Genomic DNA, 15,898 nt, shown 5'->3' with positions numbered 1-15,898 from the left:
TTGTTCTATTCGCGATAAATGCCAATGGTCGGCGTATCGCCGGCATAGCACCAGGCGCGGTACATGCCTTCACTGTTAAACGGTAAAACGACGTTGCCTTCGCGATCGACGGCTATCAGCCCGCCGCTGCCGCCGAGAGCCGGCAGTTTCTCCATCACCACCCGCTCGCAGGCGGAATAGAGACTGAGCTGCCCATACTCCATCAGGGCGGCGATATCGTAGGCCGCCAGGGTACGCATAAAGACTTCGCCGGTGCCGGTACAGGAGACCGCCACGCTGGCATTATTGGCATAACACCCCGCGCCCGGCAGCGGGCTGTCGCCGACGCGTCCGGGCAGTTTGTTGGTCATGCCGCCGGTGGAGGTCGCCGCCGCCAGATTGCCGGCCAGATCGAGCGCCACCGCGCCGACGGTGCCCATTTTCTGGCGTTCGTCGAGGGGAGCGGCGTGGTGGTCGAGGATAATCTCCCCGCCCGCTTTCGCCTCCTGCAGCTGCAGCAGCCTTTCAGGAGTGGAAAAGAGATCGTTATCCACGCGCGCCATCCCGTGGGAGATGGCAAAATTTTCCGCCCCCTCGCCGATCAGTAATACGTGCGGACTCTTCTCCAGCACCAGACGCGCCGCCAGCACCGGATTACGCAAATGTTTGACCCCGGCTACCGCGCCCGCCTGCAGGCTGTAGCCGTCCATTACGCAGGCGTCCAGCTCGTGGGTTTGATCGCGGGTAAATACCGCGCCCATTCCGGCGTTGAACAACGGACACTCCTCCAGCAGCCGAACGGCCTCGGTCACGGCATCCAGCGCGCTGGCGCCCGCGGCCAACATTTTCTGCCCGCTTTCGACGATAGTCGACAGCGCCGCCACATACTCTCGCTCCCGCTCCGGCGTCATTTGCGCGCGAGAAATCGCCCCTGCGCCGCCGTGAATTGCTATAACCGCCTTGCCCATTTCGCCAGTCCTTAACGATGAAGTGGATCGCCCCTGCCCTGTCGTACCGCGGCGCGGCGCCGGTCACGTCATGAATAAGGGTATTGATATCATTATATTGCTGAATGTCTTATACAATTTTTGAATATAGAAAGAGCGGCGGGCGATGTAAAGCCTCGTACCCAGGTGGCATACAGCCCGCGCCGCTTTTCTGCCATAATAGGCGTTTTCGCTGTTTTGCCCGCAGGAGTGACCCATGGATTTTACCGCCGGACTGATGCCGCTCGACACAGCCCTCGCCCAGATGCTCGATCGTATTACGCCGCTGAACGCGACGGAAACTGTACCGCTGTTGCAGGCCTTCTCGCGTGTGACCGCCCATGACATCGTCTCCCCGCTGGATGTGCCCGGCTTTGATAACGCGGCGATGGATGGCTATGCCGTCCGGCTGAACGACCTTCGCGACGGCGCGGCGCTGCCGGTCGCCGGTAAGGCCTTCGCCGGCCAGCCGTTCAACGACGCCTGGCCGTCGGGCACCTGTATCCGCATCATGACCGGCGCGCCGGTGCCGGAAGGCTGCGATGCGGTGGTGATGCAGGAAGAGACCGAACAGACCGACGCCGGCGTGCGCTTTATCGCGCCGGTAAAAGCCGGGCAGCATATTCGCCGCCGCGGAGAAGATATTGCCCACGGCGCGGTGGTCTTCCCGGCGGGGACACCCCTGACGGTGGCCGAGCTGCCGGTGCTGGCCTCGCTCGGCATTGCCGAGGTCGAGGTGGTGCGCAAGGTACGCGTCGCGGTCTTCTCAACCGGCGATGAGCTGCAGCTGCCGGGTCAACCGCTCGGCGACGGCCAGATTTACGATACCAACCGCCTGGCAGTGCACCTGATGCTGCAGCAGTTGGGCTACGAGGTCATTAACCTCGGCATTATTCCTGACGACCCGGCGAAGCTGCGTGACGCTTTTATCGACGCCGACCAGCAGGCCGATGTGGTCATTAGCTCCGGCGGCGTCTCGGTGGGCGAAGCCGATTACACCAAAACTATCCTCGAAGAGCTGGGGGAGATCGGCTTCTGGAAGCTGGCGATTAAGCCGGGGAAACCCTTCGCCTTCGGCAAGCTCAGCAGCAGCTGGTTCTGCGGCCTGCCGGGTAACCCGGTGTCCGCCACCGTCACCTTCTGTCAGCTGGTGCAACCCCTGCTGGCGAAACTCTCGGGCAAGCACGGCCCGCTTCAGGCGCCCCGCCTGCGGGTCCGCGCCGCCACGCGCCTGAAAAAGTCGCCTGGCCGCCTCGATTTTCAGCGCGGTATTCTGCAGCGCAACCCGGACGGCGAACTGGTGGTGAACACCACCGGCCATCAGGGCTCGCACATTTTCAGCTCCTTCAGCCTCGGCAACTGCTTTATCGTGCTGGAGCGTGAGCGCGGCCATGTTGAAGCAGGTGAATGGGTCGAGGTCGAACCCTTCAGTCACCTGTTTGGGGGGCTGTAATGACCGTTGAGCTGAGCGATGAAGAGATGCTGCGCTATAACCGGCAGATCGTCTTGCGCGATTTTGATTTTGACGGTCAGGAGCGGTTAAAAGCCGCTCGCGTGCTGGTGGTCGGCCTCGGCGGGCTCGGCTGCGCCGCCGCGCAGTATCTGGCCGCCGCCGGGGTCGGGCAGCTCACCCTGCTCGATTTCGACACTGTCTCGCTCTCCAACCTGCAGCGCCAGACGCTGCACAGCGACGCCACCCTCGGCCAGCCGAAGGTGGATTCCGCCCGCGAGGCGCTGGCGCGCATTAACCCGCACGTCCGTCTGGTCCCGCTCAATGCCTTGCTGGATGAGACCGCGCTGGCGGCGCAGATTGCCGATCACGATCTGGTGCTCGACTGCACCGACAACGTCGCCATTCGCAACCAGCTTAACGTCGGCTGCTTTCAGCACAAAACCCCACTGGTCTCCGGAGCGGCGATCCGTATGGAGGGGCAAATCAGCGTCTTTACCTATCAGGATGGCGAACCCTGCTACCGCTGCCTGAGCCGTCTGTTCGGCGAAAATGCCCTCACCTGCGTCGAAGCCGGGGTAATGGCCCCGCTGGTGGGCACCATCGGTTCGCTGCAGGCGATGGAGGCGATTAAGCTGCTGAGCGGCTACGGCACCCCTGCCAGCGGAAAAATCGTCATCTACGATGCCATGACCTGCCAGTTTCGCGAAATGAGGCTGATGCGTCACCCGCAGTGCGAGGTATGCGGCTCGCACTGACCCCCACACCGGCGACGAGAGTCGCCGGTGGTTTTGTGACCGCTCTCGTTATTTTCTCCTCTCTGACTTATCCCCATCCCGCTTGTTGATTTGCGTCAACATAACTTTCATTCGAAAGTGTTTTTATGTTCATACGCAAACAAGAGGATAAGCCATGATCTTCAACATCCAGCGCTATTCCACCCATGACGGCCCAGGGATCCGCACCGTCGTCTTCCTGAAAGGCTGCTCGCTGGGCTGCCGCTGGTGCCAGAACCCGGAGAGCCGCGCCCGTAGCGAAGATCTGCTGTATGACTCGCGGCTGTGCCTGCCCGGCTGCGAGCTGTGCCAGCAGGCGGCGCCGGCGGTTATCACCCGCACCCTCGATGGCCTGATCATTCACCGGCAAAACGTTAACGACAGCCATATCGCCGCGCTGCGCGACTGCTGCCCCACCACCGCGCTCACGGTGTGCGGCGAGGAGAAGAGCGTCGAGGAGATCATGGCGACGGTGCTGCGTGATAAACCATTCTACGATCGCAGCGGCGGCGGCATCACTCTTTCCGGCGGCGAACCCTTTATGAACCCAACGCTGGCGCAAGCGCTGTTCGAAGCCAGTCATCAGGCAGGCATTCACACCGCCGTGGAAACCTGCCTGCACGTGCCGTGGAAATACATTGAACCGTCTTTACCCTTTGTCGACCTGTTTCTCGCCGATCTGAAGCACGTTGACGAGGCCGTTTTTCAGCAGTGGACCGACGGCAGCGCCCGCCGGGTGCTGGATAACCTGCAGCGTCTGGCGCAGGCGGGGAAAAAAATGATTATTCGCGTGCCGTTGATCCAGGGATTCAACGCCAGCGAAGCCGACATTGCCGCGATCACCGATTTTGCCGCCGATCGCCTGCAGGTCAGCGAGATCCATTACCTGCCGTACCACACGCTGGGAATGAACAAATACCAGTTACTCAGTCAGCCCTACACCGCACCGGACAAACCGCTGGACGCTCCTGAGCTGCTCGCCTTCGCGCAGGATTATGCGCAAAGCAAGGGGCTAACGGCGATATTACGAGGATAACCCTATGACTACCCTGAAGCTCAACACCCTCAGCGCCCGTATCCAGGCCCATAAAATGGCGCTGGTGCATATCGTCAAGCCGCCGGTCTGTACCGAGCGCGCCCGCCACTATACGGAGATGTATCAGCGGCATCTCGATAAACCGATCCCGGTGCGCCGCGCGCTGGCGCTGGCTCACCACCTGGCGGAGCGCACCATCTGGATCAAGCACGATGAGCTGATCGTCGGTAACCAGGCCAGCGAAGTGCGCGCCGCGCCTATTTTCCCGGAATACACCGTCAGCTGGATTGAGAAAGAGATCGACGATCTCGCCGACCGCCCCGGCGCCGGCTTCTCGGTCAGCGAGGAGAATAAACGCGTATTGCATGAAGTGTGCCCATGGTGGCGCGGCCAGACCGTACAAGACCGCTGCTACGGTATGTTCACCGATGAGCAAAAGGCGCTGCTCGCCACCGGCATTATTAAGGCGGAAGGCAATATGACCTCCGGGGATGCTCACCTCGCGGTCAATTACCCCTTGCTGCTGGAGAAAGGGCTCGACGGGATGCGTGCGAAAGTCGCCGAACGCCGCTCGCGTATCAATTTGACGGTACTGGAAGACCTGCACGGCGAGCAGTTCCTGAAAGCGATTGATATCGTGCTGGAAGCGGTCAGCGATCACAGCAAACGCTTCGCCGCGCTGGCGCGCGAGATGGCGACAGCAGAATCCCGCGAATCACGCCGCCACGAACTGCTGACGATTGCCGAAAACTGCGACGTCATCGCCCATGAGCCGCCGAAAACCTTCTGGCAGGCGCTGCAGCTGTGCTACTTCATTCAGCTTATCCTGCAGATTGAATCCAATGGCCATTCGGTATCCTTTGGCCGTATGGACCAGTACCTCTACCCGTACTACCGCCGCGACGTTGAGTTGCAACAGTCGCAGGATCGCGAACAGGCCATTGAGCTGCTGCACAGCTGCTGGCTGAAGCTGCTGGAGGTCAATAAGATCCGTTCCGGCTCGCACTCCAAAGCCTCTGCCGGCAGCCCGCTATACCAGAACGTCACCATCGGCGGCCAGAATCTGGTGGATGGTAAGCCGCAGGACGCGGTCAACCCGCTGTCGTATGCGATCCTGGAATCCTGCGGTCGCCTGCGTTCTACCCAGCCGAACCTCAGCGTGCGCTACCACGCCGGGATGAGCAACGACTTCCTAGACGCCTGCGTCCAGGTGATCCGCTGCGGTTTCGGCATGCCGGCGTTTAACAACGATGAAATCGTCATCCCGGAATTCATTAAGCTGGGCATTGAGCCGCAGGACGCCTACGATTACGCGGCTATCGGCTGTATCGAAACCGCGGTCGGCGGTAAGTGGGGCTACCGCTGCACCGGCATGAGCTTTATTAACTTCGCGCGGGTGATGCTGGCGACGCTGGAAGGCGGCCGCGATGCCACCAGCGGTCAGGTGTTCCTGCCGCAGGAGCACGCCCTGTCGAAAGGCAACTTCGCTAACTTCGATCAGGTGCTGGCCGACTGGGACCGCCAGATTCGTTACTACACCCGTAAATCCATCGAGATTGAGTACGTGGTCGATACCATGCTGGAAGAGAACGTCCACGATATTCTCTGCTCGGCGCTGGTCGATGACTGCATCGAACGGGCGAAAAGCATTAAGCAAGGCGGCGCGAAGTATGACTGGGTTTCCGGCCTGCAGGTGGGTATCGCCAACCTCGGCAACAGCCTCGCGGCGGTGAAAAAACTGGTCTTCGATCAGGGCGCCATCGGCCAGCAGGAGCTGGCGAAGGCGCTGGCGGAAGATTTCGACGGTCTGACCCACGAGCAGCTGCGCCAGCGGTTGATCAACGGCGCGCCGAAGTATGGTAACGATGATGACAGCGTCGACCAACTGCTGGCGCGGGCCTACCAGACCTATATCGACGAGCTGAAGCAGTATCACAATCCGCGCTATGGCCGCGGCCCGATTGGCGGCAATTATTACGCTGGTACCTCCTCTATTTCCGCTAACGTCCCGTTCGGCGCGCAGACCATGGCGACGCCGGATGGCCGTAAAGCGCATACCCCGCTGGCGGAGGGGGCCAGCCCGGCCTCCGGTACCGACCATCTGGGGCCGACGGCGGTTATCAGTTCGGTGGGCAAGCTGCCGACCGGGGCGATCCTCGGCGGCGTGCTGCTTAATCAGAAGCTGAATCCGTCAACGCTGGAGAACGAGTCCGATAAGCAGAAGCTGATGGTGCTGCTGCGCACTTTCTTCGAGGTGCACAAAGGCTGGCATATCCAGTACAACATCGTGTCGCGCGACACGCTGCTGGAAGCCAAGAAACATCCTGACCAGTACCGCGATTTAGTGGTCCGCGTCGCTGGATACTCGGCGTTCTTCACCGCCCTGTCGCCGGATACCCAGGACGATATCATCGCCCGTACCGAACATACGCTGTAATCCTTCGTGCCCGCTGGCGCTATGCTTAGCGGGCCAACCCTGTTCTGCAGGCCGGAAAAGACATGCCCTTCCGGCATTTTCTGAATGCGTGAACTTTCATTCGAAATAAATTTGTGCTCCTCATCACATTGTAATTAGAATGTTACTGGTCGAAGTTAAGCCAGGAGCACTCTCTTATGACCGTTAAAGTTATCGTCACCGATATGGACGGAACTTTTCTCAATGACGCCAAAACCTACGATCGCTCACGGTTTCTGGCGCAATTCGCCCAGTTGCAGCAGCGCGGCATTGAATTTGTTGTCGCCAGCGGCAACCAGTACTATCAGCTGATCTCCTTCTTCCCGGAGATCCGCGAGCAGATTTCGTTCGTCGCAGAAAACGGCGCTCTGGTTTATGAACATGGCACGCAGCTGTTCCACGGCGAACTGACCCGCCACGAATCACAAGTGGTGATTGGCGAATTGCTCAAAGATCCGCAGCTCAACTTTGTCGCCTGCGGCCTGCAGAGCGCCTACGTCAGCGATAAAGCTCCGGACGCCTTTGTTGAGCTGATGTCGAAGCACTACCATCGCCTACAGCGGGTGAGCGACTATCACGCCATCGACGATACGCTGTTTAAATTCTCTCTCAACCTGCCGGACAGCGAGATCCCACAGCTGATTGATAAACTGCACGTGTCGCTCGACGGCATCATGAAGCCGGTCACCAGCGGCTTTGGCTTTGTCGATTTGATTATCCCTGGCCTGCATAAAGCCAACGGCATCAGCCGTTTGCTCAAGCGCTGGGATCTTTCGCCGCAGCAATGCGTCGCCATCGGCGACAGCGGCAACGACGCCGAAATGCTGAAGCTGGTGAAATACGCTTTCGCCATGGGTAACGCTGCCGACAGCATCAAGGCCATCGCCGGCTACGCTACCGACGATAATAACCATGACGGCGCGCTGAACGTTATCCAGGCCGTCCTCGATAACACCCCGCCCTTCAACGCCTGACCCTTCGCCGGGGCATCGCGCCCCGGTTTTCCATTTTGTGCGCCGCAGCAAGATTTTAAACTTGCATTAACTCCATTTTAACTTAAATTAACGTTTGTAAGATTTTATACTTTCGAATGAAAGGTACAGCGAGGTTATTATGGCTGCTCTCCCGACCCACGAAACACTTCCCGCCGATCACAAAGCGGCGATTCGCCAGATGAAACAGGCCCTGCGGGCGCAAATTGGCGACGTCCAGGCGGTGTTCGATAAGCTCTCAGCGCGCATCAGCGAGCGGCTGCAGGAGATTGAGACACTGAAAGCCGCAGGCCAGGAGGTCTGGCCAACCATTCCGTTCCGCGATATCGCCGAAGGAACAGTGAGCGATGAGCAGCGCGCGGCCATTAAGCGCCGTGGCTGCGCGGTGATTAAAGGCCACTTCCCACGCGAACAGGCGCTGGCGTGGGATACCGCGATGCTGGAATATCTGGATCGCAACCATTTCGACGATGTTTACAAAGGGCCTGGCGACAGCTTCTTCGGTTCGCTGGAGGCTTCGCGCCCGGAGATCTACCCGATCTACTGGTCGCCCTCGCAAATGCAGGCGCGGCAGAGCGATGAAATGGCGGCGGTGCAATCTTTCCTCAACCGCCTGTGGCGTTTTGAACAGAATGGCAAACGCTGGTTCGATCCGGACGTCAGCGTGATCTATCCCGACCGCATCCGCCGCCGCCCGCCGGGAACCACTTCGAAGGGGCTGGGGGCGCATACCGATTCCGGCGCGCTGGAGCGCTGGCTGCTTCCCGCCTATCAGCAGGTTTTCGCCAACGTTTTTAATGGCAATATCGACGCCTACGACCCGTGGGACGCCGCGCACCGTACCGAAGTGGAAGAGTATACCGTCGACAACACCACCAAATGCTCGGTGTTCCGCACCTTCCAGGGCTGGACCGCGCTGTCGGACATGATCCCGGGTCAGGGGCTGCTGCACGTGGTGCCGATCCCGGAGGCGATGGCTTATGTGCTGCTGCGCCCCCTGCTCGACGATGTGCCGGAAGATGAGCTGTGCGGCGTTGCGCCGGGCAGAGTGCTGCCGATCTCTGAGCAGTGGCACCCGCTCTTAATTAAAGCGTTAAGCTCGATTCCAGCGCTGAATGCCGGGGACTCCGTCTGGTGGCACTGCGACATCATTCACTCGGTGGCGCCGGTGGAAAATCAGCAGGGCTGGGGAAATGTGATGTACATTCCGGCCGCGCCGATGTGCGAGAAGAACCTCGCCTACGCGCAGAAAGTGAAAATCGCCCTGGAAAAAGGCGCCTCGCCGGGGGATTTCCCGCGCGAGGACTATGAAGCCAGCTGGCAGGGGCGCTTCACCCTGGAGGATCTGAATATCCACGGCAAACGGGCGCTGGGTATGCCGGTCTAATCGTCATACAGCCCCTGCGGCTCGACGGCGGTATGGCCTTTGCCCGGCCGGATCCGCCGTACCGAATCGCGTACCACCAGCGTGCCATGCAGCAGTAGCGAGCCGTGCGGCGCCTCCGGGCGCAGCAGGCGCTGCTGCAGGAGATGCACCGCCTCGCTGCCCAGCTCATCCCGCGGCACATGCACCGCGGTCAGCGGCACCTCCTGAATCGCCGCCAGATTAAATCCGTCAATGCTCATCACCGAGACATCCTGCGGCACCCGCAGGCCACGCTTTTGCAATGCGCTGACGGTGCCGGCGGCCATAAAATCGCCGCCCACCAGGAAGGCGGTGGGCAACGGCCTGCCCTGTAAGCCGTCAAGCCAGGCGCCCACCTGCTCTTCCGTCTCTCTGGCGCTAAAGTTGGCGACGCTGATAAGATCCCGGCTGGCGGTAAAGCGCAGATTACGCGCGCGCCACGCCTCCTGAATCCCCCCCAGCCGCAGCTCCATGGTATAGCGGCGCAGGCACATCACGTTCATCACCGCCCGATGCCCCATATCAAACAGATAGCGGGCCGCGCACTGGCCGATCAGCCGATGATCGGGAGCGATGGACGGCAGCCGCATCCCTTCATCCCGACAGTTGATCAATACGCAGGGTTTGCCCAGATCCGCCGCCAGGCCATGAATATGCGGATCGTCGATCCCCAGCAGCACCGCGGCCTGGGTCTCAGGTTCATTCATGCGGGCAAGAAACAGATTGGCGTCGCTGTCGTTCTCGTCCAGCGCGCAGTAGCGCAGGCGCACTTCATGCGCCGCCAGCGCGTTATTGATGCTCTGGATCACCCGGTAGTAGAAGATATCCGATCGCTCATCGAATGCGCGTTGCGGGGCAAACACCAGCAGATGATTGAGCAGCAGACGCCCGGCGGCCAACCCCTGCATGACACCCAGCTCGCGGGCGCAGTCCAGCACCGCCCGGCGCGCCTTGTCGCTGGTATTCGCTTTCCCGGCCAGGACGCGTGAAACGGTGCTGGGCGATAGCCCGGTGCGGGCGGCAATTTCGGCGACGCGCAGCTTTTTATCCATTTTGTGATCCAGCTCCGATTGAAAAATGAAAGAATTTTCATAATCGCCAAAGCACACGTTACAAGCAAATTCCGCTGTCAAATATGCGATCTCGCTCATTTCATGAAAAAACTTGCATAAATAGCGCTTTGCCAGACGATTTTTCTGCCCTAGCCTGAATTGGTCCAACATCTCCCATACTAGTTATACCAATGATGCTGAGATAAAAAATAGACTATTCAAATAGTTAATAAATCTACGTGACCGCTCAGGGAGTGAGACCGTCACTTTCCCCCTACAAACGTCTTGTGGAGTGTGCTATGAGTCAAGGCCTCAACAATGATATCGCCGTCAGCAAAACGCGCCGGGTAGTGAAAAACCTGCGCTGGTGGGTGCTGGTCCTGTTTTTACTTGGCGTTACCGTCAACTACATCACACGCAACTCGCTGGGAATTATCGCGCCGGAACTGAAAGCGACCCTCGGCATTACTACCGAACAATACTCGTGGATCGTCGGCGCGTTTCAGCTGGCTTACACGATTTTCCAGCCGCTGTGCGGCTGGCTTATCGACGTCATCGGCCTGAAGCTTGGCTTTATGATCTGCGCCACCCTGTGGGCGCTGGCCTGTATCGCCCACGCCGGGGCCGGTAGCTGGCTGCACCTGGCTATGTTGCGCTTCTTTATGGGTGGGGCCGAGGCGGCCGCTACTCCGGCCAACGCCAAAACCATCGGCGAATGGTTTCCGAAATCTGAACGCCCGATTGCCGCCGGCTGGGCTGGCGTTGGGTTCTCCATCGGCGCGATGCTGGCCCCGCCGATCATCTACTTCGCCCACGCCTCCTTCGGCTGGCAAGGGGCATTTATGTTTACCGGCGCGCTGGCGCTACTGTGGGTAGTACTATGGTGGGCCTTCTATCAGACCCCGGAAAAGCACCCCAATCTCAGCAAAAGCGAGCTGGAGTACATCAAACAGGATAACGAAGCCCCGCCGGTAAAACAGCCCTTCTTTACCGCGCTCAAAACCGTCTCGAAAAATAAACGTTTCTACGGGATCGCCATTCCCGCCTTTATGGCCGAGCCCGCCTGGGCGGTGCTGAGTTTCTGGGTGCCGCTGTACCTGGCGAAAGAGCACGGCATGGATTTGAAGCAGATCGCCATGTTCGCCTGGCTGCCGTTTCTCGCCGCCGATCTCGGCAGCGTGGTCAGCGGCTACCTCACCCGCCTGTATGTTCGCTGGTTCGGCTGTACGCGAGTGAACTCGGTGATCGCCAGCTCGGTAACCGGCGCGTTCCTGATGCTCTCCCTGGCCCTCGTCGCCATCACCCGCGATCCCTATATCACCATCATCCTGATCTCCATTGGCGGCTTCGGCCATCAGATCATCTCCTGCATGCTCAGCGCGCTGGTGGTGGAGTCTTTCGACAAGGGACAAATGGCGACGGTCAACGGTATGCGCGGCTCCGCAGCGTGGATCGCCAGCTTCTTGTTCTCGTTATTAATCGGGGTGACCGCCGACAAAATCGGCTTCAACCCGCTATTTATCGCCATGGGTTTCTTTGACCTGATTGGCGCCGTTTTCCTGGTGGCATTTATTGCTGAACGTCGCGCCAAGCGCGCCTGAGAGTGGATGTAAGATATGAAGACGCTGAAACACTGGAGTTTGCATCAACAGCTGGAGCATCACGTTGAACTGACGGTCGATGGCCAGCACACCCTGTGCCTGTATGTACTGGAAGAGAATTTGTTCCGCGTCCTGCTAAAACGCCAGGGCCAGCTGGCGCTGGATCGCACCTGGAGCATCGCTCCGCAGCAGGATGTGCCGTGGGAAGGCCGCGCCCGGGATGACCTCAGCGGTTTTAGTCTCCCGGCCTGGCAGCTGGCCCAGGAGGGCGATACGCTGACTATCGCCACCCGCCAGCTGCGCGTCACCGTTCACCAGCCGCTGTGGCTGGAGTGGAGCTATCGCGACGAGGCCGGCGAATGGCAGCCGCTTGCCAATGACCGTCCGACCAGCGCCTACCTGGCGAATGCCCACGGCGACGGCGTCGCCCATTATCTGAGCCGCCGCAAAGATGAGCGTTTTTACGGCCTGGGCGAAAAGGCCGGCGACCTGCAGCGCACCGGTAAACGCTATGAGATGCGTAACCTCGATGCCATGGGCTACAACGCCGTCAGCACTGACCCGCTGTATAAACATATTCCGTTCACCATCACCCAGCGCAGCGATATCAGCTACGGCCTGTTCTATGACAACCTGAGCAGCTGCTGGCTGGATCTGGGGAACGAGATCGACAACTACCACACCGCCTATCGCCGCTGGCAGGCGGAAGCCGGCGACATCGATTATTACCTGTTTACCGGTAAGCAGGTGCTGGATGTGACCAAAGCCTTCGTTCGCCTGACCGGTAAAACGCTGTTTGGACCCAAATGGAGCCTCGGCTACAGCGGCTCCACCATGCACTATACCGACGCGCCGGATGCGCAAAATCAGCTGATGAACTTTATCCGCCTGTGCGAGCAGCACGCGATCCCCTGCGATTCGTTCCAGCTCTCTTCCGGCTATACCTCAATCAACGGCAAGCGCTACGTCTTTAACTGGAACTACGACAAGGTGCCGCAGCCCAAAGTGATGAGCCAGTCGTTTCACGATGCCGGGCTGAAGCTGGCCGCCAATATCAAACCGTGCCTGCTGCAGGATCACCCGCGCTACGGCGAGGTGGCGGAGCGCGGTCTCTTCATTCGCGATTCGCAAACTGACGCTCCGGAGCGTTCCAGCTTCTGGGATGATGAAGGGTCGCATCTCGATTTCACCAATCCGCAAACCGTGGCCTGGTGGCAGGAAGGCGTGACCACCCAGCTACTGGAGATGGGCATCGATTCGACCTGGAACGATAATAACGAATACGAAGTATGGGACGGCGAAGCCCGCTGCTACGGCTTTGGCCGCGAAATCGCCATCAAACATATTCGCCCGGTGATGCCGCTGTTGATGATGCGCGCCTCGCTGGAAGCCCAGCAGCGCTTTGCGCCGCAAAAGCGCCCATATCTGATCTCCCGCTCCGGCTGCGCCGGGATGCAGCGCTACGTCCAGACCTGGAGCGGCGACAACCGCACCAACTGGGATACGCTGCGCTATAACATCCGCATGGGCCTAGGGATGAGCCTTTCCGGGCTGTTTAACGTCGGCCACGACGTCGGCGGTTTCTCCGGCGATAAACCCGAGCCGGAACTGTTTGTGCGCTGGGTACAAAATGGCGTCATGCATCCGCGCTTTACCATTCACTCGTGGAATGACGACCAGACGGTAAACGAAACATGGATGTATCCGGCCATCACTCCGGCGATCCGCTCAGCCATTGAGCTGCGCTACCGCCTGCTGCCCTATCTGTACACTCTGCTATGGCAGGCGCATGCTGATGATGAGCCGATGCTCCGCCCGACCTTCCTCGATCACCAGCACGATGCGCAGACCTTCGCCGAATGCGATGACTTCCTGCTGGGCCGCGACCTGCTGGTGGCCAGCGTGGTCGATCCGGGCGCCCGCCAGCGTGAAGTATGGCTGCCAGATAATCAGGCCGGTTGGTACGATTTCTACAGCCATCAGTGGTTCGCCGGCGGCCAGTGGGTGACGCTGGACGCGCCGCTGGAAAAACTGCCGCTGTTGGTCCGCGCCGGCGCCGGTCTGCCGCTTAGTGAACGTATCAGCCATGTCGATGCGCAAAAAGACGATCGTCGCGAACTGCAGCTGTTCCCGCTGAAAGGTACCGGCTCAACCCGCGGTCTGCTGTTTGAAGACGACGGCGAAAGCTGGGGCTATAAACAGGGGGATGCGCTATGGCTGGAGTGGGAAATGACCTGCAGCGCCAGCAGCATAAACCTGGATATCAACGCCCGCGGCAACTATCGCCCGGCGTGGAAAGCGCTGAAGCTGTCATTACCGGTAGGAGAAAAGCGTAAGCTGCTGGTGAATGGCGTTGAAGGAACGGAGTGGAGGTTCTGACCATAGGCCGGTAGTTTCAGCCAGCGCGGTGAAGACATTAAAGGCAGGTCGCAAGAACCGTAGGTCGGGTAAGGCGTTAGCCGCCACCCGACAAAAAAACGGCACCGCGTGTCGCCCGGGTAAGGCGTAGCCGCTACCCGGGTAACGGACAGGGATTACTCGATACCTTTGCTGCGCAGGTAGTCTTCGTAGTTGCCGCTGAAGTCGATCACGCGGTCCGGAGTGATCTCCAGGACGCGGGTCGCCAGCGAGCTGACAAACTCACGGTCGTGGGAGACAAAGATCAGGGTGCCCTGATACATCTCCAGCGCCATGTTCAGCGATTCAATCGACTCCATATCCAGGTGGTTGGTCGGTTCGTCCATCACCAGGATGTTTGGCTTCTGCATCATCAGCTTACCGAACAGCATGCGCCCTTTCTCGCCACCGGAAAGCACCTTCGCCGGCTTTTTGATATCGTCCTGGCTAAACAGCAGACGGCCGAGGATGCTGCGTACTGCCTGCTCGTCGTCGCCTTCCTGCTTCCACTGGCTCATCCATTCGAAGACCGTCAGGTCGTTTTCGAACTCGTACTCATGGTCCTGCGCGTAGTAGCCGATTTGCGCGTTTTCAGACCATTTCACGCTGCCGTTGTCCGGCTGCAGTTCGCCTACCAGGGTTTTCAGCATGGTGGATTTACCCACGCCGTTGGCGCCCAGAATGGCGATCTTTTCGCCCACTTCCAGCAGCAGGTTGACGTTTTTGAACAGCGGACCTTCATCAAAGCCTTTGGTAAGGGCTTCCACTTCTAGCGCGTTACGGAACAGTTTCTTATCCTGCTCGAAGCGGATAAATGGGTTCTGACGGCTGGAGGCTTTAACCTCTTCCAGCTTGATTTTGTCAATCTGGCGCGCGCGCGAGGTGGCCTGACGCGATTTAGAGGCGTTGGCGCTGAAGCGGCTAACGAAGGACTGCAGGTCCGCAATCTGCGCTTTTTTCTTGGCGTTGTCCGCCAGCAGACGCTCACGCGCCTGGGTGGCCGCGGTCATGTATTCGTCGTAGTTGCCCGGATACACGCGCAGCTCGCCGTAGTCGAGATCCGCCATGTGGGTGCAGACCATGTTAAGGAAGTGACGGTCGTGCGAAATGATAATCATGGTGCTGTCGCGATCGTTCAGCGTCTGCTCCAGCCAGCGAATGGTGTCGATGTCCAGGTTGTTGGTCGGTTCATCGAGCAGCAGGATATCCGGATTGGAAAACAGCGCCTGCGCCAGCAGGACGCGCAGCTTCCAGCCCGGCGCGACTTCGCTCATCGGGCCATAATGCTGTTCAACCGGAATGCCGACGCCGAGCAGCAGTTCGCCGGCGCGCGCTTCCGCCGAGTAGCCGTCCATTTCGCCATATTTGACTTCCAGGTCGGCCACTTTGTAGCCATCTTCTTCGCTCATCTCAGCGAGGGCGTAGATGCGATCGCGCTCCTGCTTCACTTCCCACAGCTCGCCGTGGCCCATGATGACCGTATCCAGCACGGTGAACGCTTCAAAGGCGAACTGATCCTGACGCAGCTTACCGATGCGCTCGTTCGGGTCGAGAGAAACGTTGCCCAGCGTCGGTTCGAGATCGCCGCCGAGGATCTTCATAAAGGTCGATTTACCGCTGCCGTTGGCGCCGATCAGACCATAACGGTTGCCGCCGCCAAATTTAACGGAGATATTTTCGAACAGCGGCTTACTGCCAAACTGCATGGTAACGTTGCTGGATACTAGCACGGGGATATCCTGAAAAAAGAGTATGAGGGGTGTGATACA

General features: G+C 59.5%; 11 protein-coding genes. 8 read left to right on the top strand and 3 right to left on the bottom strand.

Features of this window, described 5'->3' with window-relative positions; translation table 11 throughout:
• Positions 1–5: 5 nt before the first annotated feature.
• Positions 6–947, bottom strand: coding sequence for a beta-aspartyl-peptidase (gene iaaA, locus DR88_RS18170; protein ID WP_004147725.1), 942 nt, complete (start codon positions 945–947; stop codon positions 6–8).
• A gap of 235 nt (positions 948–1,182) precedes the next feature.
• Between iaaA and moeA the strand changes: the two genes are divergently transcribed.
• The 6 genes from moeA (at position 1,183) to DR88_RS18200 (ending at position 9,061) form a co-directional block, all read left to right on the top strand.
• Complete coding sequence (gene moeA, locus DR88_RS18175; RefSeq protein WP_004147723.1) at positions 1,183–2,418, top strand: molybdopterin molybdotransferase MoeA; 1,236 nt, start codon at positions 1,183–1,185, stop codon at positions 2,416–2,418.
• Positions 2,418–3,173 (top strand): molybdopterin-synthase adenylyltransferase MoeB, encoded by a 756-nt coding sequence (gene moeB / locus DR88_RS18180; protein WP_023312887.1) that lies wholly within the window; start codon positions 2,418–2,420, stop codon positions 3,171–3,173. Before moeA ends, moeB begins: the two co-directional genes overlap by 1 nt.
• Positions 3,174–3,327: 154 nt before the next feature.
• The gene (locus DR88_RS18185; protein WP_004176738.1) at positions 3,328–4,227 is read left to right on the top strand and encodes a glycyl-radical enzyme activating protein; all 900 of its coding nucleotides are present in this window, start codon (positions 3,328–3,330) and stop codon (positions 4,225–4,227) included.
• A gap of 4 nt (positions 4,228–4,231) precedes the next feature.
• Positions 4,232–6,664 carry a formate C-acetyltransferase/glycerol dehydratase family glycyl radical enzyme gene (locus DR88_RS18190; RefSeq protein ID WP_004147714.1) on the top strand — a complete coding sequence of 811 codons (2,433 nt, stop codon included), beginning with the start codon at positions 4,232–4,234 and terminating at the stop codon, positions 6,662–6,664.
• Between the two features lie 176 nt (positions 6,665–6,840).
• Positions 6,841–7,656, top strand: a complete 816-nt coding sequence (locus DR88_RS18195) for a Cof-type HAD-IIB family hydrolase (RefSeq protein ID WP_004191195.1) — start codon at positions 6,841–6,843, stop codon at positions 7,654–7,656.
• Between the two features lie 139 nt (positions 7,657–7,795).
• The gene (locus tag DR88_RS18200) at positions 7,796–9,061 is read left to right on the top strand and encodes a DUF1479 domain-containing protein (RefSeq protein WP_002895887.1); all 1,266 of its coding nucleotides are present in this window, start codon (positions 7,796–7,798) and stop codon (positions 9,059–9,061) included.
• On the opposite strand, the gene DR88_RS18205 is transcribed toward DR88_RS18200, so the two are convergent.
• A complete protein-coding gene (locus DR88_RS18205) occupies positions 9,058–10,188 on the bottom strand; it encodes a LacI family DNA-binding transcriptional regulator (protein ID WP_004219745.1) in 1,131 nt (376 codons plus the stop codon). The genes DR88_RS18200 and DR88_RS18205 overlap by 4 nt on opposite strands.
• 242 nt (positions 10,189–10,430) lie before the next feature.
• On the opposite strand from DR88_RS18205, the gene DR88_RS18210 reads away from it, so the two are divergent.
• Together DR88_RS18210 and DR88_RS18215 are read left to right on the top strand one after the other, a co-directional pair.
• A complete protein-coding gene (locus DR88_RS18210; RefSeq protein ID WP_002895884.1) occupies positions 10,431–11,732 on the top strand; it encodes an MFS transporter in 1,302 nt (433 codons plus the stop codon).
• 15 nt (positions 11,733–11,747) lie between these two features.
• Complete coding sequence (locus DR88_RS18215) at positions 11,748–14,111, top strand: glycoside hydrolase family 31 protein (protein ID WP_004147709.1); 2,364 nt, start codon at positions 11,748–11,750, stop codon at positions 14,109–14,111.
• A gap of 155 nt (positions 14,112–14,266) precedes the next feature.
• On the opposite strand, the gene DR88_RS18220 is transcribed toward DR88_RS18215, so the two are convergent.
• Positions 14,267–15,859 (bottom strand): ABC-F family ATPase, encoded by a 1,593-nt coding sequence (locus tag DR88_RS18220; protein WP_002895876.1) that lies wholly within the window; start codon positions 15,857–15,859, stop codon positions 14,267–14,269.
• Positions 15,860–15,898: the final 39 nt, after the last annotated feature.

Source organism: Klebsiella pneumoniae (assembly GCF_000742135.1).
In the GTDB taxonomy this organism is placed as follows: Bacteria; Pseudomonadota; Gammaproteobacteria; order Enterobacterales; family Enterobacteriaceae; genus Klebsiella; species Klebsiella pneumoniae.
This window is presented reverse-complemented; position numbering and strand designations above follow the sequence as displayed.